The following is a 22,175-nucleotide window of genomic DNA, read 5'->3' on the forward strand; positions in this document are numbered from 1 at the left end:
ATCCGCCTCAGGTGTCCCCTTCGACCGTAACGAGATGCGGCGCGAGGCCCGCCTTGCCCAGCATCGCCGCAGAAGCCTCGTTGAAAGCGTAATGATGCGCCCGGAGCCTATCGATCCCGGCGGCGCGCAGCCGCGCCTTCACCTCGGCGACGAGGTGCGACCCGATGCCGGCGCCGCGGCAGTTTGCATCGACCACGATATGCTTGAGCAGACCGTTGCGCCGCGGCTTCAGCAGCGGCTTGGCAGGGACCTCCTCGATCTCGAACACGGCACAGCCGACCATTTCGCCTTTTGCTGACATTGCGGCGAGCGCCACCACCCCCTCACCGGCTAGCCATTCCTCCAGGAACGCCGTGTAGGAGGCATCGTCGTGATCGGTCCGGAAAATCCGCGGCTGCCTCGCGGCATGGAAATCCTGTCCCTGCCGCAGCAGCGGCAGGAGGCTCGCTGCCTCCTCGGCCGGTACCTGCCGGATCGTCAGCGTCATCACATCACTCCGCACGTTGCGTCCCGCCCCCAAGGCCATGCCGTGCAGCCGAGGGACAAAGCCGCCTGATTCAGAACCGGAAATCGATCCGCCGGGTGATCCCCAGCCGCGCGCCGAGTTGTTCCTCATCCTCGGTGATGGGGCTGTCGGCGGCGTCGTTCAGCAGCCGCTCATAGGTGACGGCGCCGTCGAGACCCCAGTTCTCGCTGAACGCGTAGATGCCGCCGACCTCGATTCCGGCCGAGATCAGCCCGCCATCGGCATCGAAGCCGGGCGTTCCAAAATAGGTCTGGGCGTAGTCGTCCTCGGCGAAGAGCGCGCGCGGCCCGGCGCGCAGGGTCAGCCGCTCGGTCGGGTAGGCATAGACGTCGGCGCCCAGCTCGGCCACGAAGCTTTCATGCCCGCCGAAACCGCGCCGGACATCCGCGAAAACGCCGAAATTGCGGGTGTCGTATCCCGCGCCCAGCCCCAGCTCCAGTGCCGCATCGACGTCGTCGAGCCCGGCCATGCCGTCGACATCATCGGCGTCGCGCTCGCCGATATAGCGGAACGAGCCGCGCAGCCCGAAGCCGGTCGAGACGAAATCCGGGTCGTCATTGCCGATGTCGAGGGGGCCGAAGCGCAGCCGGTCGAGCGCGAAACCGAGATCCGGACCGGTCTCGTAATCATCCGAGCCGAAATACTCCGGCGAGACCGCGACGCCGCCGCGCAGCGTGAAGGCGAGCACCCGGCCGGGGGCCGCCGGTGCGGGCGGGGCGGGCACGATGACCGGATCGGCGACCGGCTGGTCCAGCGCCCCCGCCATGGCAGGCAGAGGTGCGAGGGCGATGGCGAGAAGCGGGAGGCGGCGCATGACGGGTCCTTTTCGATGAGGCTTGGCCCGAAAGATACGCCGCGCGGGCGGCGAGGCAAACCGCGCAGGCATATCCCCCGCACGCGTGGCGCGCGGGCAACTCCCTAGCGCGCTCGACGTGCGGGCCACGGCTTGCCCCGCGCCCGCCCCGCCGCTAGTGCGGGGCCCGAAGGAGACGCCCATGCTGTCCTACCAGCACGCCTATCACGCCGGGAACCTCGCCGATGTGCACAAGCACGCGCTGCTGGCATGGATGCTCGCCTATCTGACGCGCAAGCCGAAACCGCTGAGCTATATCGAGAGCCATGCGGGGCGCGCGCTCTACAGGCTCGACGCGGCCGAGGCCGCCAAGACCGGCGAGGCGGCGCAGGGCATCGCCCGGGTGGCGGGCTGGTTCGCCCCCGACCACTCCTATGCCCGGGTTCTGGAGGCGACCCGTGCCGAGCACGGCGCCCATGCCTATCCGGGTTCACCCGAGATCGCGGCGCGGCTGCTGCGCGCCGACGACCGGCTGCACCTCGCCGAGCTGCATCCGCAGGAACACGCGGCACTGCAGGCCGCCATGGCGGGCCGCGCCCAGGTGCACCGCCGCGACGGCATAGAGATGGCGGTGGCGCTGACCCCGCCGGAGCCGAGGCGCGGCGTGCTGCTGATCGACCCGAGTTGGGAGATCAAGGAGGATTACCGCGCCATCCCGCAGGCGATGCGGCGGATTTCGAAGAAATGGCCGGTCGGCACCCTCGTGCTGTGGTACCCCCTTTTGCGCGACGCGCCGCACGCGCCGATGCTGCGGACGCTAGAGCGCGACATTCCCGACGGCGTGCGCCACGAGGTCGCCTTTCCCCCGGCCCGCGCCGGGCATGGCATGACCGGCTCGGGCCTCTTCGTGGTCAACCCGCCCTACGGCTTCCACGCGCAGGCGCAATGGCTGAGCGCGCGCTTCGCGACGCTGATGCCGCAGCGCTGAGCCCTTTTCCCCGGGCCGGGGGCGGCTATATTCGCTCCCATGTTTGCAGATCTCATCCGCCGCCTCACCGATCCCGCGCCCCAGCGCCTTCCCGATGCCGATGCGCGTCTCGCGCTGGGTGCACTTTTGGTGCGGATTGCCCGCGCCGACGGGCAGTACAGCGCCGAGGAGGCGCGGCGCATCGACCGGATCCTCGGGACGCGCTACGCCCTGAGCGACGGCGCGGCCGCGGCGCTGCGGGCCGATTGCGAGGTGATGGAGGCGGAGGCCCCCGACACGGTGCGCTTTACCCGCGCGATCAAGGACGCGGTCTCCTACGAGGAACGCGAGGCGGTGATCGAGGCGCTGTGGGAGGTGGTTCTGGCCGATGGCCAGCGCGACGAGGAGGAGGACGCGCTGATGCGGATGGTCGCGCCGATGCTCGGCGTCTCGGATCCCGACAGCGCCCGCGCCCGCCAGCGCGCCGCCGGACGAATGCAAAGTTGAGAAAACCGATTTTCCGTGGCGTGCCTGACGCCGGGGCAAAGGGCTAGGCCCCGTTGCATTTCTTGTGAAACTGTCCCCTACTCTCTCGCCAAACAGGGGACATGAGAGCACGTGAGCGACACCAAACCGGTCATCGAGATCCGCGATCTGCATAAATCCTACGGGTCCCTCGAGGTTCTCAAGGGCGTGGACATCAGCGCGCCCGCCGGGCACGTCGTGTCAATGATCGGCTCCTCGGGATCGGGCAAGTCGACGCTGCTGCGCTGCTGCAACCTCTTGGAGGACAGCCAGCAGGGCGAGGTGATCTTCGAGGGCGAGCCGGTGCGTTGGAAGGGTCAGGGACTGCATCGCCGCCCCGCCGACCCCAAGCAGGTGACGCGCATCCGCACCAACCTCGCCATGGTGTTCCAGCAGTTCAACCTCTGGGCCCATATGACGATCCTGCAGAACGTCATGGAGGCGCCGGTGACGGTGCTTGGCCGCGACCGGGCCGAGGTCGAGGCCAAGGCGCGCGAATATCTTGACAAGGTCGGCATCGGCGACAAGGCGGACGCTTGGCCCGCGCAGCTTTCGGGCGGCCAGCAGCAGCGCGCCGCGATCGCCCGGGCGCTGTGCATGGAGCCGCGCGCTCTGCTGTTCGACGAGCCGACCTCGGCGCTCGACCCCGAACTGGAGCAGGAGGTGGTGCGCGTGATCAAGGACCTCGCCGAAGAGGGCCGCACCATGATCATCGTCACCCATGACATGCGCATGGCGCATGACGTGGCCGACCACGTGGTGTTCCTGCACCAGGGCCTGATCGAGGAGCAGGGCCCGCCCGCCGAGCTGTTCGGCAACCCAAAGTCAGAGCGGCTGCGGCAATTCCTGTCGCATTCCGCCCCGCATCCGCAGCCCGCCTGAGAGCGGGCGCGGTTCTTTCCCCAACAGGAGACCACCCCAAGATGAAGACGCTGATCCTCACCACCGCTGCGCTCGCCCTGAGCGCCGGTGCCGCGCTGGCCGAAAGCCACATGCAGACCGTGCGCATGGGCACCGAGGGCGCCTACCCTCCGTACAACTTCCTCAACGATGCCGGCGAGGTCGACGGGTTCGAGCGCGAGGTCGGCGACGAGATCTGCGCCCGCGCCGAGCTTTCCTGCGAATGGGTCACCAATGATTGGGACTCGATCATTCCGAACCTCGTGTCGGGCAACTACGACACGATCATCGCGGGCATGAGCATCACCGACGAGCGCGACGAGGTCATCGACTTCACGCAGAACTACTTCCCCCCCGCCGCCTCCGCCTATGCCGCGCCCTCCGAGGACGTAGATCTTGAGGGCGGCGTGATCTCGGCTCAGGCGACCACGATCCAGGCCGGCCATGTCGCCGATAGCGGCGCCGCGCTTCTGGAATTCGCGACCCCCGACGAGGCCGTGGCCGCGGTGCGCAACGGCGAGGCCGACGCGGTCTTCGCCGACAAGGACTTCCTCGCGCCGATCGTCGAATCCTCGGGCGGCGAGCTGATCTTCGTAGGCGAGGACGTGCCGCTGGGCGACGGCATCGGCGTCGGCCTGCGCGAGAGCGACGCCGAGCTGCGCGACAAGTTCGACGCGGCGATCCAGTCGATGAAGGATGACGGCTCGCTCAACGAGCTGATCCTCAAGTGGTTCGGCGAAGACGCCAAGACCTTCGAGTGACCTGACCTGCGGGGCGGCCCCACGCCGCCCCGCTAGAGAGCCCCCATGTTCGCATCCTGCGCCGATCCCGAAACGCTGTCCGGCCTGAGCTGGCTGATGTGCTACCTGACCACGGGCAAGCACCTCGCCTTCTATGGCGCCTTCGGCACCGTGCTGCTGCTGCTGGCGATCACCGCCCCGGTGGCGCTGCTGTTCGGCTTCGGCGGCGCGGTGGCAGCGCGCTCGCGCTTCGCGCCGCTGTCGTGGCTGGGCCGCGGCTACATCGCCGTGGTGCGCGGCGTGCCCGACATCGCCTTCTTCCTGTTCTTCGTGATCGCGCTCGACCAGGGCATCGAATGGCTGCGCCACAAGGCGAAATGCCCCGATTGGGACCAGCCGATCCGGCAGGGCAACGATTTCATCGTCTGCGCCGAGGCCAAGATGCCGCTCTCGACCTCGGCCCAATGGGTACACGAGGTCTACGGCTTCTGGCTCGCCGTCTTCACCTTCGCCCTCGTCTTCGGCGCCTTCGCGGCCAACGTGCTGTTCGGCGCGATGCGCGCCGTGCCCCGCCCCCAGATCGAGACCGCCGAGGCCTATGGCATGACCCGCGCGCAGGTTTTCCGCCGTATCCTCGTGCCGCAGATGTGGGTCTATGCCCTGCCCGGTCTCTCGAATCTGTGGATGGTGCTGATCAAGGCCTCGCCGCTGCTGTTCCTCCTGGGCGTCGAGGACATCGTCTACTGGGCCCGCGAGCTCGGCTCGACCAAGACGCCGCAATTCACCGACTACCCGCATGGCGACTGGCGGATGTGGTACTTCCTGTTCCTGCTGGTCTTCTATCTCGGCTTCACCCGGATCTCCGAGATCGTGCTCGACCGCATCATGCTGCGGCTCAGCCACGGGCAGGAGACGCTCGCCAACCACAAGCGCACCGGACCCATCGGCATGAACAAGGCGGGCCCGCCATGAGCTGCTACGACACCCTCATGGATTACGGGCTGCGCTCGCTCGGCTATGGCGAGCGGCTGCTGCCGCGCTCGGATTTCACGCTATGCCAGCAATTCGTGCTGATCGGCTCGGGCATGATCTGGAACGTCTATTTCGGCATCGTGGCGCTCCTGTCGGGCTTCGCGCTCGCCACCGCGCTCGCGGTGGGCAAGGCCTCGGCCTCGCCATGGTTCCGCAAGCCCGCCGAGTGGGTGATCTTCCTGTTTCGCGGCTCGCCGCTCTTCATCCAGTTCTTCTTCGCCTATTTCCTGTTCCTGTCGCTCAAGGGGCAGGTCCCGGCCTTCGACGCGCTGACCTCCGCATGGCTCGGCGCCGCCGTGGTGCTGTTCTTCAACACCGCCGCATATTCGGGCGAGATCTTCTACGGCGCGCTGCGCTCGGTGCCCCGCGGCGAGGTCGAGGCGGCGGACGCCTACGGGCTGTCGGGCTGGAGCAAGTTCCGCCGGGTGATCTGGCCCACCACGCTGCGGCTGGCATGGCCCGCCTACACCAACGAGGCGATCTTCCTGTTCCATGCCACGACGCTGGTGTTCTTCTCGGGCTTTCCCGCATCGCGGCAGCAGGGCGACGCGCTCTACTACGCCTCCTATTTCGCGGACAAGACCTTCAACCCCTTCGTGCCCTACCCGATCCTCGCGGGGTATTTCGTGCTGCTGACGCTGGTGGTGATCGGCGTGATGGGGATGATCGGGCGGCGCCTGAACCGCCACCTGCCAAGCGCGGCGCCGCGCCGGGCGCGGGGCCGCGGGTTGTTGATGCGCTGAGACGCGCACCGCTTGCCCCGGCCCCCTGCCCGGTCTAGCTTCCGTGGTATTCACAGACACGGTGCTTCATGCAGATCGGCATACTCGAAACCGGCCATGCGCCAGACGCGCTGCGCCCGGAACTCGGCGACTATTCGGACCTGTTCGAGCGGCTGCTCGACGGGCATGGCTTCGCCTTCCGTCGCTACGATGTGGAGGCGATGGAGTTTCCGGACGGCCCGGAGGACTGCGCCGGCTGGCTCATCACCGGCTCCAAGCACGGCGCCTACGAGGACCATCCCTTCATCGCGCCGCTGGAGGCGTTGATCCGGGAGATTCACGGGAAACGGATGCCGCTCGTGGGCGTCTGCTTCGGCCACCAGATCATCGCGCAGGCGCTCGGCGGCCGGGTCGAGAAGTTCGACCGGGGCTGGTCGGTGGGCCGCAAGACCTATGACTTCGAAGGCCGTGAGATCGCGCTCAACGCCTGGCATCAGGACCAGGTGGTCGAGCGCCCCGAGGGCGCGCGTGTCGTTGCCTCGAACGATTTCTGCGCCCATGCGGCTCTGGCCTGGGACGACCATGTCTTCACCGTCCAACCGCATCCCGAATTCGGCGCCCGCTTCATCGAAGGGCTCGCCACGACCCGCGCCATCGGCGTGGTGCCGCAGGAGCAGATCGACGAGGCGCTCGCCAATCTCGACAAGCCGGTCGATGCCGACGTGCTGGCCGCGCGCATGGCCCGCGTGCTGAAGGGGGCCGCATGAACTGGATCGACGAGATCCCCGAAGCCGCCCGCCTCTATCTCGACCAGCACCGCCTCGACGAGGTGGAGTGCGTGATCGCCGACCTGCCGGGCATCGCCCGGGGCAAGGCGGTCCCCGCGGCCAAGTGGGAGAAGCAGCAGTTCTTCCACCTGCCGAACTCGATCTTCTTCCAGACCATCACCGGGGACTGGGGCGAGGCGGCGGGCCCGGAGGGCTTCGTCGAGCCTGACATGATCCTCAAGCCCGACCTCGCCACCACCACCGCCGCGCCCTGGGCTGCCGACGGCACGCTGCAGGTGATCCACGACGCCTATGACCAGAAGGGCCGACCGGTCGGCTGCGCGCCGCGCAACGTCCTGAAGCGCGTCGTCGATCTCTACAAGGCCGAGGGCTGGACCCCGGTGGTGGCACCCGAGATGGAGTTCTACCTCGTCGGCAAGAACGTCGACCCCGCCAAGGCGATCGAGCCGATGCTGGGCCGCACCGGCCGCCCCGCTGCCGCGCGGCAGGCCTACTCGATGACCGCGGTGGACGAATACGGCCCCGTGATCGACGACATCTACGAATATGCCGAGATCCAGGGCTTCGAGATCGACGGCATCACGCAGGAGGGCGGCGCCGGCCAGCTTGAGATCAACCTGCGCCATGGCGACCCGGTGAAGCTCGCCGACGAGGTGTTCTTCTTCAAGCGGTTGATCCGCGAGGCGGCGCTGAAGCATGACTGCTTCGCCACCTTCATGGCCAAGCCGATCGAGGGCGAGCCCGGTTCGGCCATGCATGTCCACCACTCGATCATCGACGCCAAGGGGCGCAACCTGTTCACCGGCCCGCAAGGCGGCGAGACCGACGCCTTCTTCAACTTCATCGGCGGTCTGCAGGAGCACATGCCGAGCGTGATCGCGATGATCGCGCCCTATGTGAACTCGTTCCGCCGCTACGTGCGCGACCACGCGGCGCCGATCAACCTCGAATGGGGCCGCGACAACCGCACCACTGGCATCCGGGTGCCGATCTCGCCACCGCAGGCGCGCCGCGTCGAGAACCGGCTCGCCGGGATGGACTGCAACCCGTATCTCTGCATCGCCGCCTCCCTAGCCTGCGGATACTTGGGCATGAAGAACGAGATCTGGCCCGACAAGCGGTTCCGGGGCGATGCCTACGAGGCCGCCGACGAGATCCCGCAAGGGCTCTACGCCGCGCTCGACCTGTTCGACGGGGCGAAGGAGTTGCACGAGGTGCTCGGACCGGAATTCGTGCGGGTCTACTCGATCGTCAAGCGGGCCGAATACAACGAGTTCCTGCAGGTGATCAGCCCGTGGGAGCGTCAGCACCTGCTCCTGAACGTATGAACCCGCTCTACCGCAACGACCGCCCCGGCCAGATGCCCCGCAGCTGGTACGTGGCCTCGGCCGAGCCCGCGGCCGACCGCGCGCCACTGAGTGGCGACCGCCGCTGCGACCTTGCGATCGTAGGGGCGGGCTTCACCGGCCTCTGGGCGGCACTGACCGCTGCACGGGCGGGTCTCGACGTCGTCGTGCTCGACGCGCATCGCGCCGGTTTCGGGGCCTCGGGGCGCAATGGCGGTCAGGTCGGGTCCGGCTTCAACAAGGGGCAGCGCTGGCTGGAGCAGCGCCTCGGCGAAAGCCCGGCCCGGCAGCTGTGGGAGCTCGCCGAGGAGGCCAAGCGGCAGCTGCGCGACTTCTGCGCGGCCCATGTGCCGGAAGCGCGCTATCTGCCGGGGGTGGTGCATGGCGCCTATTCGGCGCGCGAGGCGGCCGATGACCGCGCCGAGGCCGAGCACCTGTCGACGGCCTATGGCTACGACGCCATTCGGCCGCTCGGCCGCGACGAGATCCGCGACCTCGTGAAAACCGACGCCTATCACGGTGGGCTGATCGACGAAGGCGCCGGCCATCTGCACCCGTTGCGCTATGCCCGGGCGCTGGCGCGCGAGGCCGAAATCGCCGGCGCCATGATCCACGAGCTGTCCGAGGTCACACGGGTGGAGCGCGGCACTCCTGCCGTGCTGCACACCCCGAAGGGGCGGGTGACGGCGGATCACGTGATCCTCGCGGGCAACGGCTACCTGCCCGGCATCATGCCCGAGGTGGCGGCTAGGGTGATGCCGATCAACAGCTTCATCGCCGCGACCGAGCCTCTGGGCGAGCGCTGGCGTGAGGTCTTGGCCCGCGACATCGCCGTTGCCGATTCGCGATTCGTGGTGAACTATTACCGGATGAGCGAGGATCGCCGCTTTCTCTTCGGCGGTCGCGAAAGCTACGGCATCGGCTTTCCTACCGATATCACGACCAAGCTGCGCACGCGGATGGAGAGCCTGTTCCCGCAACTGTCGGGCGTGCGTATCGACAATGTCTGGGGCGGCACGCTGGGCATCACCATGTCGCGCCTGCCCTCGTTGCAGCGGATCGGACCGAACATCCTGTCGGGAGCCGGTTTCTCGGGGCACGGTGTGGCCCTGTCGGGCATGGCGGGTCGGGTGATGGCCGAGGCGGTGGCCGGACAGGCCGGGCGCTTCGATACCTTCTCGCGTTTGCCGGTGCCGGAATTTCCGGGCGGTGCGCGATACCGTGCGCCGCTGCTGACGCTGGCGATGACCTGGTTCTCGCTGCGCGACCGGCTGGGCATCTGAGAGGGCGAGAGGGGGCTCCGCCCCCGCCCCTGCGGGGCTCCCCCAGCGTATTTCAGGAACAAAGTCGCGAAATGGAGAAAGGCCGCGCTCCTTTCGGAACGCGGCCCTGAACTCTGCCGAGGAGGCTCAGATCACTTGATCTTGCCTTCCTTGTACTCGACATGCTCGCGCTTGACGGGGTCGTACTTACGCACGACCATCTTCTCGGTCATGGTGCGGGCGTTCTTCTTGGTCACGTAGAAGTGGCCGGTCCCCGCGGTCGAGTTCAGGCGGATCTTGATCGTCGTCGGCTTCGCCATGGTCGTCTCTCCTGCTCGCGGGGCGTGCGCGTTGACGGCGCCCGCGTGAATACGTCTGAGCCCCGGCTTTTAACCGTGCGCTTCGCGCTGTCAACCGCGAAACGGGCCCGATGATTTGCGCGGATGGCCTGTAAGCCGGATTCTGTTCCGGGGTCGCCCCCGGCGATGACCATTCATCTCGACGCGCTGTTGCCAACGCGCCTGAAGCTGCCAACCCGGACCTCTCGGGGTCAGACGTCCCTGCGGCGATATCCGGCGGACCGGATCAGCACCCGCGCGAGGTCCCTATTTGGCATTGCTCCCGGTGGGGCTTGCCGTGCCGGTCCGGTTGCCCGTCCCGCGGTGGGCTCTTACCCCACCGTTTCACCCTTGCCCCGGTTTCGCCGGGGGCGAACCCCCGATGAATTGACCAAGGCGGTCTGTTCTCTGTGGCGCTTTCCCTCGGGTTGCCCCGGCCGGGCGTTACCCGGCACCGTGTCTTGTGGAGTCCGGACTTTCCTCGAACCCGAAAAGGCCCGCGGCCATCCAGCCATCCGCGCCCGGCTGACCTATGGTGCGGGCGCGCCCCGGTCAACGGGAAAGCGCGCCGCGAGATCGGCGATCAGCGCCATGTCGGTCGCATCCACCGGGCCAGTGGCGCGCGGGCGGAACCGGAGCCGGAACGCCGCGAGCCGCTGCGCATGGGTTACCTCGGCGGTGTAGCCGAAACCGCGCGCGGCCGCGTCGAAGCCTGCGGGGCTGGGCTGCGGCCCCCGTGCCTCTCTCGGCTGCGGCCAGACCGACAGCCCGTGCCGCGCCAGCCTGCGCCAGTCGAATCGCGGGCCGGGATCGTCCTTGCGCCCCGGCGCCATGTCGGAATGGCCGATCACCCGCTCGGGCGGGATCGACCAACGCACGAGGATGCCCGCGAGCAGAGTTTCGAGCGCCGCCATCTGCGGCCCTGCAAAGGGATGGTCGCCCCTGTTGTAGAGTTCGATGCCGATGGAGCGGGAGTTCACGTCCTCCACCGCGCCCCAGCGCCCCGCGCCCGCGTGCCAGGCCCGCCGTGCCTCGGGCACCAGCTCCGTCACCTTGCCGGCCCCGGAAATCAGCCAATGCGCCGAGACCTCGGCCGCCGGGTCGCAGAGTCGCGCCAGCGCCTCGTCATGGCTGGTCATCGCCGTGTAGTGGATCACGACGAGATCGGGCCGCGCGCCAAGGCGTCGCGGCCCGTGATTCGGGGACAGCGGCTCGGGCATCGAGCCCTCAGCGGCCGACCGCCGCGAGGAACGGCGCCGGGTCCCACCCGCAGGCGAAACCGTCGCCGTCAGGATCGATGCCCTTCGGGTCGCGCTCGGGGCCGCCGCGCGCGAGGAAATCGCGCTGCGCCTCGTCGGGCGAACGGTAGGAGGCGCAATTGCGCTCGAACCGGTTGCCCATGGTCCCGAGGATGAAGCGCGAATACCATTCCTGACCGCGCTTGTTCGGCGCGTTGAGCGCGTATTCGACGATGTTCGGCCCGGTGTCGCCGGCGCGCTGCGGCAGCGCGGTGGGCTGGATCACCTGGTAGGCCGCGGCCTGCTGGGCCCGACGTTCGGCGTCGGACTGGATCGTCTCGCGCCCCGCCACCGCCTCGAAGCTCTGCTCGTCGGAGATCGCCGCGCCGCCAGCGCCGGGCGCGGCATTGGTCGGGCTCGCCTGCACGCCGCCTCGCCGCTCCACGTCGATGCCCGCCGCCGACAGCTCGGAGCTGGCAATGGCGCCGCCCGCGGGCGCGCCGAAGGTCGCGGTCTGGCTCTGGGACTGCCCCGTCAGCTGCGCTTCGCGCTGGGCGCGGGCGCCGCTGTCGGGTAGTTGCGCCGCGCAGGCCGAAAGGACCATGGCGGCGCCCGCAAGGGCTGCGAGGTTGATACGAGAGGCAAGCGGTTTCACGGCGTCACTCCGGCCCTGATCTGATCGACTGCGCCCGTTACCACCATTTCGCGGGCTTGGAAACGAAACCTGCGGCCTGCTCCAGCGCATAGGCGGTGTTGAGCAGATCGCCCTCCTCCCACGGACGCCCGATCAGTTGCAGACCGAGCGGCAGGCCCTTGTGATCGAGCCCGGCGGGTACCGAAATTCCCGGCAGACCGGCAAGGTTCACCGTCACGGTGAAGACGTCGTTGAGATACATCTGCACCGGGTCGGCGTCCTTCATCGCGCCAAGGCCGAAGGCCGAGGACGGGGTCGCCGGCGTCAGGATCGCGTCGACCCCTTCGGCGAAGACCTGGTCGAAGTCGCGCTTGATCAGCGTGCGGACCTTGCGGGCGCGGTTGTAATAGGCGTCGTAGAAGCCGGCCGAAAGCACGTAGGTGCCGACCATGATGCGGCGCTGCACCTCGGCTCCGAAGCCCTCGGCCCGGGTCTTTTCGTACATCTCGGTGATGCCGTCGCCCTGCGCCAGCTTGGCGCGGTGGCCAAAGCGCACGCCGTCATAACGGGCGAGGTTCGAGGACGCCTCGGCCGGCGCGATCACGTAATAGGCGGGCAGCGCGTATTTCGTGTGCGGCAGCGAGATGTCGCGGATCAGCGCACCGGCGTCACGCAGCATCTCGGTGCCACGGGTCCAGAGGGTCTCGATCTCGGTCGGCATGCCGTCGACATGGTATTCGCGCGGGATGCCGATCACCTTGCCGCGAATGTCGCCGGTCAGCATCGCCTCGAAATCCGGGACGGCGATGTCGGCGGAGGTCGAATCCTTCGGGTCGTGGCCGGACATGGCGCGCAGCATGATCGCCGCGTCGCGAACGTCGCGGGTCATCGGCCCGGCCTGGTCGAGCGAGGAGGCGAAGGCGATGATGCCGAAACGCGAGCAGCGCCCATAGGTCGGCTTGATACCGGTGATGCCGGTGAAGGCCGCCGGCTGGCGGATCGAGCCGCCGGTGTCGGTGCCGGTGGCGCCGAGACACAGATCGGCGGCCACGGCGGCGGCCGAACCGCCCGACGAACCGCCCGGCGTCAGCGCGACGCCGTCATCGGCCTGCCAGGGGTTCACCGCCGCGCCATAGGCCGAGGTCTCGTTCGACGAGCCCATCGCGAACTCGTCCATGTTGAGCTTGCCCAGCATCACCGCGCCGTCGCGGAACAGCTGCGTGGTGACGGTGGACTCATAGGGCGGGCGGAAGCCGTCGAGGATGCGGCTCGCGGCCTGGCTCGGGGTGTTCTCGGTGCAGAACAGGTCCTTGATACCCAAGGGGATGCCGCACAAATCGGGCGCATCGCCCGCCTGGATCCGCTCATCGGCGACGCGGGCCTGCGCCTCGGCGATCTCGGGCGTCTTGTGCGCATAGGCGTTGAGCTTGTCGGAGCCGTCGACCGCCGCGTTCAGCGCGCCGGTCAGCTCGACCGAGGAAATCTCGCCCTTGCGGAGCGCGTCGCGCGCCGAGGCAATGGTCAGCTTGGTCAGTTCGGTCATCGCTGCGCCCCTTATTCCACGACCTTCGGCACCGCGAAGAAGCCCTCGCGCGCGTCGGGCGCGTTGGCGAGAACCTTCTCCTGCTGGCTGCCATCGGTAACCACGTCGTCGCGGCGCTTGAGATGCATCGGCGTGACGCCGGTCATCGGCTCGACGCCGTCGACATCGACCTCCTGCAGCTGCTCGATGAAGCCGAGGATGGTGTTGAACTCGGAAGCGAGCGCGGGCAGCGCCTCCTCCTCGACCCGGATCCGGGCCAGCTTGGCCACCCGCCGGGCGGTGTCGGTGTCGATCGACATGGGGCTCTCCTGTCTGGTCGGTCCCGGCTTTAGCGGGCGGCGGGCGGTCCCGCAAGCAGCGCCCGGCGGATCAGCTCGATCATCCAGCCCAGCATGACGCCGTTCAGCCCGTGCCAGGCGAAATGCGTGCCCGCGGGCATTGCCTCGCACAAGGTCTCATCGATCGAGCGGAAGGCCAGCGACAGGCATAACAGCCCCGCGCCCAGCGCCATCCCCCGCCCGACCATCGGCCAGCGCCGCCACAGCAGCACCGCGTAAAGCGCGATCAGCAGCGGCACCGGCCAGTAGAAGGCCGAGACCTCGAAGAAGGGCAGCGTCGCGAAAAGCGGGGTGAGCAGCAGCGCCCATGGCACGAAACCGGCGGCACCCAGCCCCGAGAGCCAGACGGGCCAGCGCCAGAACACCCGGTTCGCGACATAGACATAGGCGAGGATGAAGACCGCGATCGGCAGCACGTCCGCCAGCATCGCCCAGACGGTGGCGAAGGAGTGGAACAGCGCGCTGCCGATGCCGATGATGAAGAGCAGCGCCGACAGCAGCCGTGGCAGGCCCAGCCCCTCGGAGCGGCGCCAGCACCAGATCGCGGCGATGACGAAGGCGGCGTTGGAGACGAGGTTCAGCGGCTCGGCCCACAAACCGGGGCCGAGCCTTTCGCAATAGCCGTCGAGCGGCGCGCTCCAGTCCATGCCGCCTCCGCCGCCGGGTCTCAGAGACCCTTGGAGCGGTAGCTCAGCGCCACCCGGCCGATCGCCACGAGATAGGCGGCGGTGCGCAGGTCGGGCACGTCGTCGCGGTTGTGCCAGATCTCCCGCATCGCCTGATAGGCCGTGCGCATCGTGTCATCGAGACCCGAGCGCACCAGCTCGAGCTCGTCATCGCCCTTCAGGTAGCGCTCCTTGAAGTTCTTCGACAGGTTCCAGCCCAGCCCCTCATCGTTCGAGAGCCGCTCCAGCTCGTCGACGATGAGCTGCGCACGGGCCTCGTCGGCGCGGCGCTCCATCCGGCCGAAGCGGATATGGCTGAGGTTCTTGACCCATTCGAAATAGGAGACGGTGACGCCGCCGGCATTGGCATACATGTCGGGGATGATCACGACGCCCTTCTCGCGCAGGATGTCGTCGGCCCCGGCGGTGACCGGGCCGTTCGCGGCCTCGATGATCAGCGGCGCCTTGATCCGGTCCGCGTTGGACAGGTTGATCGTGCTCTCCAGAGCCGCCGGGATCAGGATGTCGCACTCCGCCTCGAGCAGCCGCGCCCCATCCGCGTGATGCGTGCCACCGGGATAGTCCTTCACCCCGCCATGCTTGCCGATCCACTGATGCACCGCCTCGACATCGAGGCCGTTCTCATCGGTGATCGCACCGTCGCGCTCGATGATCGCGGTGATCTTGGCGCCATCCTCCTCGGAAAGGAACTTGGCGGCGTGGTAGCCCACATTGCCGAGGCCCTGCACGATGACCCGCTTGCCCTCGAGCTTGCCCGAGAGATTGGCCTTGGCCACGTCCTCGGGGTGACGGAAGAACTCGCGCAGCGCGTATTGCACGCCCCGCCCGGTCGCCTCGACCCGGCCATGGATACCGCCGGAGTTGAGCGGCTTGCCGGTGACGCAGGCGCGGGAGTTGATGTCGGTGGTGTTCATCCGCGCGTACTGGTCGGCGATCCATGCCATCTCGCGTTCGCCGGTGCCCATGTCCGGGGCGGGCACGTTCTGGCTGGGATGGATCAGGTCGCGCTTGGCCAGCTCATAGGCGAATCGCCGGGTGATCTGTTCCAGCTCGTGCTCGTCCCAATCGCGCGGATCGATCCTGAGGCCGCCCTTGGAGCCGCCATAGGGCACTTCGACCAGCGCGCATTTGTAGGTCATCAGCGCCGCCAGCGCCTCGACCTCTTCCTGGTGCACGGTCGAGGCGTAGCGGATGCCGCCCTTCACGGGCTCCATGTGCTCGGAATGCACCGAGCGGTAACCGGTGAAGGTATGGATCTGGCCGCGCAGCCGCACCCCGAAGCGCACGGTGTAGGTGGCGTTGCAGACGCGGATCTTCTCCTCGAGCCCCGGCGACAGGTCCATCAGCGCCACGGCGCGGTTGAACATCATGTCGACGGAGTCGCGAAAGCCCGGCTCTGCCATCTGAGGCTGGTGCTCTGTCATGGCGAATGTTTCTCCCAATCTTGCCGGCCTGTCCCGGCGGTCCCTGTCCGATCCTAGACCGTCAAACGCGAGAATCGACCACCCCTTGCGGCGATGGCGTGGCGGAATGCACCGATCCGGACCAATCAGCGCCCCAGTTTCGTCATGGCCACGGTGTTGGATGCTCCTGTCGACGAGAGGGTACTTCGATGGGAAACACGCATGATCGACGGAGGAGGGGCATGATCCGGGTCTCGAGGACCCGGCAGGGCCTTGGCCGGCTGCCGCGCGACGAGAGCGGCTCGATCATCATCTTCTCGCTTTTCGTGATGATGATCATGTTGGTGGTCGGCGGGCTCGGCGTCGACACGATGCGCGTCGAGGCCAAGCGCAACCACCTGCAATCCACGCTCGACCGGGCGGTGCTGGCCGCCGCCGACCTGCAGCAGAGCCTCGATCCCGAAACGGTGGTGCGCGATCACTTCGCCAAGGCCGGCTTGTCCGACGCCCTTCAAGGGGTCGAGGTGATCAACACGCTGAACTCGCGCACCGTTCGCGCCAGCGCGCAGATGCCGGTCCCCGCCACCTTCCTGCGCATGGCCGGGATCGAGACCATGCCGGCCCCCGCCGCAGGCTCGGCCACCGAATCGGTAAGCGACATCGAGATCGGGCTCGTGCTCGACGTTTCGGGATCGATGGGCAGCAACAACCGCCTGACCCGTCTCAAGAGCGCCGGCGCCGAGTTCATCGACACCATGTTCGCGAACGTCCTGCCCGAGAACCTGTCGATCTCGATCGTGCCCTATTCCACCCAGGTCAATCTCGGCCGCGAGCTGGGCCAGCAGTACGGCCTGCTCGGCGGCCATGACTACAGCTACTGCGTGGACCTGCCGCCCACCGCCTATCTGACCACCGCGCAGCTGCCGGTCGGCCTGATCCAGGCGGGCCATTTCGAGGCCAACACCAATTCCGGCAGCTATGGCAGCATGCGCAACAACAACCCGGTCTGCCGCACCGATTCCCCTTTCGAGGTGATGGCCTGGTCGAACGACCGGAACGCGCTGCAGAGCAAAATCGCGAATCTGAGCGCCAGTGGCTGGACCTCGATCGAGATGGGGGTGAACTGGGGCGCGGCGCTGCTCGACCCCACCGCCCGCGGCGTGCTCAACGGCATGCTCGGGCTAGGTCGGGTCTCGGGAGACCTGTCAGGCTGGCCGCGCGACTTCAACCACCCCGAGGGGATGAAGGTTCTGGTCGTGATGACCGATGGCGAGAACACCCGCGACTATACGCTCCGCCCACCCTACAACACGATCGCCCCTTCGGACGTCTGGCTCGACGGCACGGATGACTACTACGTCTATGTCGCGCCGCTCCAATACTTCCGGGCCAAGGATCGTACATGGGTCACGGCGCCGCGCGGCACGCGGCTGAGTTGGGCCGAACTCTTCAACCGCATGTCCATAGGCGAACACGCGCATCATCTGCGCTATCGGCAGAATTATAACTCCTTGGTGAAGGATTACTGGAACAGCATCTACGACACGACCTGGTCGGCCCAGAAGGATCTGCGGACCAAGGCCATCTGCGCCGCCGCCCGCGCCAACGGCATCGTCGTCTTCACCATCGGCTTCGAGGTCGACGCCCATGCCGCCGGGGTGATGGCCGACTGTGCCTCCTCGCCCTCGCATTTCTACCGCGTCGAAGGGCTCGAGATCGCCTCGGCCTTCACGTCGATCGCCACCCAGATCAACGCGCTGAGGCTGATCCAATGAACCGATTGCCCCCCCTGCTGCGCCGCCTGATACGCGCCCGCGACGGCGCCGCCACGGTGGAGTTCGTGATGATCTTCCCGTTTCTGATGCTGGCGGTCATGTCGACCTTCGAGCTGGGCATGGTGACGCTCAGGCAGGTGATGCTCGACCGGGGGCTGGAAATCACCGTGCGCGACATCCGGCTCGGAACGCTCACCCCGGTCACGCATCAGACCGTGAGCGCCTCGATCTGCGAACACGCGCTGCTGCTGCCCGACTGCGCGCTCAACCTGCGGCTCGAGATGACGCCGCTCGACCCGCTAGCCTGGCTGATGCCGCCTGCCGCTGCAGATTGCGTCGACCGTGCCGATACCTCGATCCCGGTGCGCCGCTTCGTCGCCGGCGTGGAGAACCAGTTGATGCTGTTGCGCGCCTGCTCGCTCTTCGACCCGTATTTCCCCACCAGCGGGCTGGGCGCGACGCTGCCGCGCCAGTCGGGCGGCGCCTATGCGCTGGCCTCCGCCTCTGCCTTCGTGATCGAACCATGAGGGGGCCGTTGTCCATCGCCGCGCGGCTCGGCCGCCGCCTGCGCCGTCGCGACGAGGGGGCGATGGTGGTCGAGGCGGTGCTGATGCTGCCGCTGCTGATCTGGGCCTTCGCCGGATCCTGGGTCTTTTTCGACGCCTTCCGCGCCAAGGCCACCAATGCGCGCGCCGCCTACACGATCGGCGACGCGCTGAGCCGGGAATCCGACTACATCACCTCGACCTACCTGAACAGCCTGCACAGCTTGCAGCAATTCCTGGTGGTGGACGGGCGGGTCCCGCGGATCCGGATAAGCGTCTTCGCCTATGATGCCGCGCAGGACCTCTACACGGTCCGCTGGTCCAAGGCGCGCGGCACGGGCATCCCGGAGCTGACCGACACGATGCTCGCCGAGATACGCGACGAACTGCCCGACATGCCCGATCGCAGGGTCGCCACGCTGATCGAGACCTGGGTCGATTACATGCCGCTGTTCGACGTGGGGCTCGCGCCCTTCACCTTCGAGGACCGGGCCGTGACGCAGCTGCGCTTCGCGAACCAGCTCTGCTTCAGCGCCACGGCAAGCCTCGACGACAGGCTCTGCTAGGGGAGCGGCGCGACCCGGTCGGCGAGGCGGATCTCGATCGCCTGCGCCATGGCCTTGGTCTCGTTGGCCGATGTCACGCCGCCGACGCCAAGCCGGTGGCCAAGCCGCCACCACAATCCCGGCCGCCAAGCCCGCGCGCCGGGCTTCGCCAGCCGAAGGGTAAAACCGTTGGACGGTCGCAGCGAGAAGCTGCCGCGCTCGATCGCGACGATGTCCTGCCAGGGTGCCAGTAGCGTGCCGGCGCTGTCGGAAAGCCCGGCCTCGTCGAGTTGCAGCCCCAGCCGCGTGGCGCGGCGCAGCGCCTCGCCGGCGCCCAGTCCGGCCGCCCCGAGGCACAAGAGCGCCAGCGCCCAGACGAGGCCCGAAGCCTCGGACAGCGCGGTGTAAATGGCAACGCCGCCAAAGCCGTAGAGCACGCCCACCGCCATCGCCCGCCGTGCGGGCGCCGCCCGCAATTCGATCTTCATCGCCACGTCCCCGCTGTTGCGGCCTCGGCATAGCCCGGCCCCGCGGCCCCGTCACCCCCACCGCTGCAGTCCCCCTGCCCCGGCTTGCCGCCACCCGCGGCCCGGCCTAAGCTCCGACCGCCCAAGCCCCGGACCCAGATGCCCCGCCTTTCCCCCCTCGCGCCGCTCGTCCTCATCGTCGTGGGCTGCACCCAATTCCCCGAGATCGACGCCCGCGTGCCCGAGGCCGAGCGCACGGGCCCCCCGCCCGCCTTGGTCGACGTGGTGCCGCTGCTGGCGCAGGCCGATGCGGCGCGGCAATCGCGGCGGGTCACGCCGCAGAGCGCCGAGGATCTGGCGGCGCGGGCCGCCGCCCTCGCGACGCGTCCGGTGCCGAACGCGCCTGCGACGGGCCCGGCACAGGACGCCCGGTTGCGGGCCCTGGCAGCGCGGGCCGAGGCGTTGCGCGCCGCGCCGGTGATCGACCCCGCGACCCGCGACCGGCTCGATGCGGGCGTGACGCCCCCTGCCGCGTTGCAGTGATCCCCTTCACGGGCTAACAGTCCGGCGCAGCCAGACAGACCGGAGCCTCCCATGACCTCTCCCCTTCGCCTCGGAATCGCCGGTCTCGGAACCGTCGGCGCGGGGGTCGTCCGCATCGTCCAGACCCATCCCGAGCTGCTTGCCGCCCGGGCCGGGCGCGCGGTGGAGATCACCGCCGTCTCGGCGCGCGACCGGACCCGTGACCGGGGCGTCGATCTCTCGGCCTATGCCTGGGAGGAGGATGCCGCCAAGCTGGCCGCGCGCGACGATGTCGACGTGGTGCTGGAACTGATGGGCGGGCATGACGGCATCGCCAAGAGCGTGGTCGAGATCGCGCTCGATCACGGAAAGGACGTGGTCACCGCCAACAAGGCGCTGCTCGCCCATCACGGCCAGGCCCTGGCCGAACGCGCCGAGGCGCAAGGCCGGGTGATCCGCTTCGAGGCCGCCGTCGCCGGTGGCATCCCGGTGATCAAGGCGCTCACCGAATCGCTTGCGGGCAACGAGATGACCCGTGTGATGGGTGTGATGAACGGCACCTGCAACTACATCCTGACCCGGATGCAGAGCGCCGGTCTGCCCTATGACGAGGTGTTCCAGGAAGCCGCCGACCTGGGCTATCTCGAGGCCGACCCGCAGCTCGATGTCGGTGGCATCGATGCCGGCCACAAGCTGGCGCTGCTCGCCGCGATCGCTTTCGGCACCAAGGTCGACTTCTCGGGCGTCGAGCTCGAAGGCATCGGCGCGATCACCATCGAGGACATCAATCACGCCGCCGACATGGGCTTTCGCATCAAGCTCTTGGGCGTGGCGCAGATGACCGGGCGCGGTCTGGAGCAGCGCATGTCGCCCTGCCTCGTGCCCGCCTCCTCGCCGCTGGGCCAGCTCGAGGGCGGCACCAACATGGTCGTGCTCGAAGGCGACGCGATCGGCCAGGTGGTGCTGCGCGGCCCCGGCGCCGGCGCGGGCCCGACCGCGAGCGCGGTGATGGGCGACGTGATGGATCTCGCCCGTGGCCTGCGGCTGCCGGTGTTCGGCCAGCCCGCCTCGGGGCTGCGCGCCGCCCGTGCCGCGCAGGCCGCCGTGCCGGCGCCCTACTATCTGCGCATGCGCCTGCTGGACAAACCGGGCGCGCTCGCCAAGGTCGCGCGCGTGCTGGGCGAGGCCGGCATCTCGATCGACCGGATGCGCCAATACGACCACGAGGACGTCTCTGCCCCGGTGCTGATCGTGACCCACAAGACCACGCGCTCGGCCCTCGAAGAGGCGCTGTCGGGCTTCGAAGCCACCGGCGTGGTGCAGGGCACCCCCGTCGCGATCCGCATCGAGCAGGTCTGAGGCGAGGGGACACGCCCCTCGAACACGTCCAAATCCGTGGATTTCCGGGGCGGCGGTCGGTTGCGCGGCGCCTCTGCGCGAACCGTTTGCGCAAACATATCCTCACGCGCTTGTCACCGCATCGGCGGCCCGGTTAGGTCGAGGCAACGCTTCACGATTGCCCGAGGATCTCCCCGATGCCCCAAGCTCCCGAATTCCACGACCGCATGCTGTCGCTCGGCCTCGCCCGGGTGTCGGAGGCCGCGGCCATCGCCTGCGCGCCGCTGATCGGTCGCGGCGACGAGAAGGCCGCCGATCAGGCCGCCGTCAACGCCATGCGGACCCAGCTCAACATGCTCGACATCGCGGGCTGCGTGGTGATCGGCGAAGGCGAGCGCGACGAGGCGCCGATGCTCTATATCGGCGAGGAGGTCGGTACCGGCGAGGGCCCGGCCGTGGACATCGCGCTCGACCCGCTCGAGGGCACCACGCTCACCGCCAAGGACATGCCCAACGCGCTCACCGTGATCGCCATGGGCCCGCGCGGCTCGATGCTGCACGCGCCCGACGTCTACATGGACAAGCTCGCCATCGGCCCGGGCTTTGCGCCGGGCGTGGTCACGCTGGACATGAGCCCGGCCGAGCGGGTCGCGGCGCTGGCGAAGGCCAAGGGCACCGATGCGGGCGACATCACCGTCTGCGTGCTGGAACGGCCGCGCCACGAGGAGATGATCGCCGAGCTGCGCGCGACCGGCGCCGCGATCCGGCTGATCACCGATGGCGACGTCGCGGGCGTGATGCATTGCGCCGAGCCCGCCAAGACCGGGATCGACATGTATATGGGCTCCGGCGGGGCGCCCGAGGGCGTTCTTGCCGCGGCGGCGCTGAAATGCATGGGCGGGCAGATCTTCGGCCGGCTGCTGTTCCGCAACGAGGACGAGGTGGGCCGCGCCCGCAAGGCCGGAATCGAGGATCTCGACCGGATTTATTCCCGCGACGAGCTGGTCACCGGCGACGTGATCTTCGCCGCCACCGGGGTCACCGACGGCAACCTCGTGCCGGGCATCCGCCGCGATGGCGGCTACCTCACCGCCGAGACGATCCTGATGCGCTCCAAGACCGGCTCGGTGCGGCGCATGTATTACCGCAACCCGATCGAGCGCAGCCAACCCGGCCGCTGAGGCCCGCCCGCGGACGGGGGC

Annotated in this window: 25 protein-coding genes and 1 other RNA gene; 15 read left to right on the forward strand and 11 right to left on the reverse strand. The window is 68.5% G+C overall.

From position 1 onward, the window contains the following. Positions 1 to 7: 7 nt before the first annotated feature. Complete coding sequence (locus ACRAQ3_RS12760) at positions 8 to 487, reverse strand: N-acetyltransferase family protein (protein ID WP_432254886.1); 480 nt, start codon at positions 485 to 487, stop codon at positions 8 to 10. 70 nt (positions 488 to 557) lie between these two features. Further along, on the reverse strand, positions 558 to 1,340 hold the full coding sequence (locus ACRAQ3_RS12765; RefSeq protein WP_432254887.1) for a MipA/OmpV family protein: 783 nt from the start codon (positions 1,338 to 1,340) through the stop codon (positions 558 to 560). A 181-nt stretch (positions 1,341 to 1,521) separates the two neighbouring features. Between ACRAQ3_RS12765 and ACRAQ3_RS12770 the strand changes: the two genes are divergently transcribed. The 9 genes from ACRAQ3_RS12770 (at position 1,522) to ACRAQ3_RS12810 (ending at position 9,622) form a co-directional block, all read left to right on the forward strand. Beyond that, positions 1,522 to 2,307 (forward strand): 23S rRNA (adenine(2030)-N(6))-methyltransferase RlmJ, encoded by a 786-nt coding sequence (locus ACRAQ3_RS12770; protein WP_432254888.1) that lies wholly within the window; start codon positions 1,522 to 1,524, stop codon positions 2,305 to 2,307. A gap of 39 nt (positions 2,308 to 2,346) precedes the next feature. Then, complete coding sequence (locus ACRAQ3_RS12775) at positions 2,347 to 2,793, forward strand: TerB family tellurite resistance protein (RefSeq protein WP_432254889.1); 447 nt, start codon at positions 2,347 to 2,349, stop codon at positions 2,791 to 2,793. A gap of 111 nt (positions 2,794 to 2,904) precedes the next feature. Then, positions 2,905 to 3,693: an ABC transporter ATP-binding protein gene (locus ACRAQ3_RS12780; RefSeq protein ID WP_269398334.1), complete on the forward strand. Its 789-nt coding sequence runs from the start codon at positions 2,905 to 2,907 to the stop codon at positions 3,691 to 3,693. 41 nt (positions 3,694 to 3,734) lie between these two features. Beyond that, positions 3,735 to 4,472 carry a transporter substrate-binding domain-containing protein gene (locus ACRAQ3_RS12785; protein ID WP_432254890.1) on the forward strand — a complete coding sequence of 246 codons (738 nt, stop codon included), beginning with the start codon at positions 3,735 to 3,737 and terminating at the stop codon, positions 4,470 to 4,472. A gap of 45 nt (positions 4,473 to 4,517) precedes the next feature. Continuing rightward, a complete protein-coding gene (locus ACRAQ3_RS12790) occupies positions 4,518 to 5,423 on the forward strand; it encodes an ABC transporter permease (RefSeq protein WP_269398336.1) in 906 nt (301 codons plus the stop codon). Further along, the gene (locus tag ACRAQ3_RS12795) at positions 5,420 to 6,226 is read left to right on the forward strand and encodes an ABC transporter permease (protein WP_432254891.1); all 807 of its coding nucleotides are present in this window, start codon (positions 5,420 to 5,422) and stop codon (positions 6,224 to 6,226) included. The genes ACRAQ3_RS12790 and ACRAQ3_RS12795 overlap by 4 nt, the downstream gene beginning before the upstream one ends. A 68-nt stretch (positions 6,227 to 6,294) precedes the next feature. Then, on the forward strand, positions 6,295 to 6,972 hold the full coding sequence (locus ACRAQ3_RS12800; protein ID WP_269398338.1) for a type 1 glutamine amidotransferase: 678 nt from the start codon (positions 6,295 to 6,297) through the stop codon (positions 6,970 to 6,972). Beyond that, positions 6,969 to 8,321 carry a glutamine synthetase family protein gene (locus ACRAQ3_RS12805; protein WP_269398339.1) on the forward strand — a complete coding sequence of 451 codons (1,353 nt, stop codon included), beginning with the start codon at positions 6,969 to 6,971 and terminating at the stop codon, positions 8,319 to 8,321. Before ACRAQ3_RS12800 ends, ACRAQ3_RS12805 begins: the two co-directional genes overlap by 4 nt. After that, complete coding sequence (locus ACRAQ3_RS12810) at positions 8,318 to 9,622, forward strand: NAD(P)/FAD-dependent oxidoreductase (protein ID WP_432254892.1); 1,305 nt, start codon at positions 8,318 to 8,320, stop codon at positions 9,620 to 9,622. The genes ACRAQ3_RS12805 and ACRAQ3_RS12810 overlap by 4 nt, the downstream gene beginning before the upstream one ends. A gap of 131 nt (positions 9,623 to 9,753) precedes the next feature. On the opposite strand, the gene rpmG is transcribed toward ACRAQ3_RS12810, so the two are convergent. From rpmG to ACRAQ3_RS12850, 8 genes are all read right to left on the reverse strand, one after another. Continuing rightward, on the reverse strand, positions 9,754 to 9,921 hold the full coding sequence (gene rpmG, locus ACRAQ3_RS12815; protein WP_017928995.1) for a 50S ribosomal protein L33: 168 nt from the start codon (positions 9,919 to 9,921) through the stop codon (positions 9,754 to 9,756). Between the two features lie 115 nt (positions 9,922 to 10,036). After that, positions 10,037 to 10,458, reverse strand: an RNA gene (gene rnpB / locus ACRAQ3_RS12820) — RNase P RNA component class A. Positions 10,459 to 10,469: 11 nt separating this feature from the next. Continuing rightward, positions 10,470 to 11,159, reverse strand: a complete 690-nt coding sequence (locus tag ACRAQ3_RS12825; protein WP_432254893.1) for an N-acetylmuramoyl-L-alanine amidase — start codon at positions 11,157 to 11,159, stop codon at positions 10,470 to 10,472. A gap of 7 nt (positions 11,160 to 11,166) precedes the next feature. Then, the gene (locus ACRAQ3_RS12830) at positions 11,167 to 11,781 is read right to left on the reverse strand and encodes a hypothetical protein (RefSeq protein ID WP_306467353.1); all 615 of its coding nucleotides are present in this window, start codon (positions 11,779 to 11,781) and stop codon (positions 11,167 to 11,169) included. Positions 11,782 to 11,869: 88 nt separating this feature from the next. Next, entirely contained in the window at positions 11,870 to 13,354 is a 1,485-nt protein-coding gene (gatA, locus tag ACRAQ3_RS12835; protein ID WP_432254894.1) for an Asp-tRNA(Asn)/Glu-tRNA(Gln) amidotransferase subunit GatA, read from the reverse strand. Between the two features lie 11 nt (positions 13,355 to 13,365). Continuing rightward, the gene (gatC, locus tag ACRAQ3_RS12840; protein WP_085896062.1) at positions 13,366 to 13,653 is read right to left on the reverse strand and encodes an Asp-tRNA(Asn)/Glu-tRNA(Gln) amidotransferase subunit GatC; all 288 of its coding nucleotides are present in this window, start codon (positions 13,651 to 13,653) and stop codon (positions 13,366 to 13,368) included. 29 nt (positions 13,654 to 13,682) lie between these two features. Then, positions 13,683 to 14,339, reverse strand: a complete 657-nt coding sequence (locus tag ACRAQ3_RS12845; protein ID WP_432254895.1) for a ceramidase domain-containing protein — start codon at positions 14,337 to 14,339, stop codon at positions 13,683 to 13,685. A gap of 20 nt (positions 14,340 to 14,359) precedes the next feature. Beyond that, complete coding sequence (locus tag ACRAQ3_RS12850; RefSeq protein WP_373568047.1) at positions 14,360 to 15,802, reverse strand: Glu/Leu/Phe/Val family dehydrogenase; 1,443 nt, start codon at positions 15,800 to 15,802, stop codon at positions 14,360 to 14,362. Positions 15,803 to 16,023: 221 nt separating this feature from the next. Here ACRAQ3_RS12850 and ACRAQ3_RS12855 point away from each other — a divergent pair, with 221 nt between their 5' ends. The 3 genes from ACRAQ3_RS12855 to ACRAQ3_RS12865 are packed head-to-tail and all read left to right on the forward strand — an operon-like array spanning position 16,024 to position 18,667. Next, positions 16,024 to 17,556 carry a pilus assembly protein TadG-related protein gene (locus ACRAQ3_RS12855; protein WP_432254896.1) on the forward strand — a complete coding sequence of 511 codons (1,533 nt, stop codon included), beginning with the start codon at positions 16,024 to 16,026 and terminating at the stop codon, positions 17,554 to 17,556. Further along, complete coding sequence (locus tag ACRAQ3_RS12860) at positions 17,553 to 18,083, forward strand: TadE/TadG family type IV pilus assembly protein (protein WP_432254897.1); 531 nt, start codon at positions 17,553 to 17,555, stop codon at positions 18,081 to 18,083. The genes ACRAQ3_RS12855 and ACRAQ3_RS12860 overlap by 4 nt, the downstream gene beginning before the upstream one ends. Next, positions 18,080 to 18,667: a TadE/TadG family type IV pilus assembly protein gene (locus ACRAQ3_RS12865; protein WP_432254898.1), complete on the forward strand. Its 588-nt coding sequence runs from the start codon at positions 18,080 to 18,082 to the stop codon at positions 18,665 to 18,667. Before ACRAQ3_RS12860 ends, ACRAQ3_RS12865 begins: the two co-directional genes overlap by 4 nt. Here ACRAQ3_RS12865 and ACRAQ3_RS12870 read toward each other — a convergent pair. Continuing rightward, positions 18,664 to 19,134 carry a hypothetical protein gene (locus tag ACRAQ3_RS12870; RefSeq protein ID WP_269398349.1) on the reverse strand — a complete coding sequence of 157 codons (471 nt, stop codon included), beginning with the start codon at positions 19,132 to 19,134 and terminating at the stop codon, positions 18,664 to 18,666. The two genes, ACRAQ3_RS12865 and ACRAQ3_RS12870, sit on opposite strands and share 4 nt — an antisense overlap. Before the next feature lie 138 nt (positions 19,135 to 19,272). Between ACRAQ3_RS12870 and ACRAQ3_RS12875 the strand changes: the two genes are divergently transcribed. The 3 genes from ACRAQ3_RS12875 to glpX all read left to right on the forward strand — a co-directional run bounded on the left by ACRAQ3_RS12875 (position 19,273) and on the right by glpX (position 22,154). Then, positions 19,273 to 19,656, forward strand: a complete 384-nt coding sequence (locus tag ACRAQ3_RS12875; RefSeq protein ID WP_432254899.1) for a hypothetical protein — start codon at positions 19,273 to 19,275, stop codon at positions 19,654 to 19,656. Between the two features lie 51 nt (positions 19,657 to 19,707). Further along, a complete protein-coding gene (locus ACRAQ3_RS12880) occupies positions 19,708 to 20,994 on the forward strand; it encodes a homoserine dehydrogenase (RefSeq protein WP_085896070.1) in 1,287 nt (428 codons plus the stop codon). A 176-nt stretch (positions 20,995 to 21,170) separates the two neighbouring features. Continuing rightward, positions 21,171 to 22,154: a class II fructose-bisphosphatase gene (gene glpX, locus ACRAQ3_RS12885; RefSeq protein ID WP_432254900.1), complete on the forward strand. Its 984-nt coding sequence runs from the start codon at positions 21,171 to 21,173 to the stop codon at positions 22,152 to 22,154. The last annotated feature ends 21 nt before the right edge of the window (positions 22,155 to 22,175 follow it).

The sequence above is a fragment of the Limimaricola sp. AA108-03 genome (assembly GCF_050847355.1).
GTDB lineage: Bacteria > Pseudomonadota > Alphaproteobacteria > Rhodobacterales > Rhodobacteraceae > Limimaricola.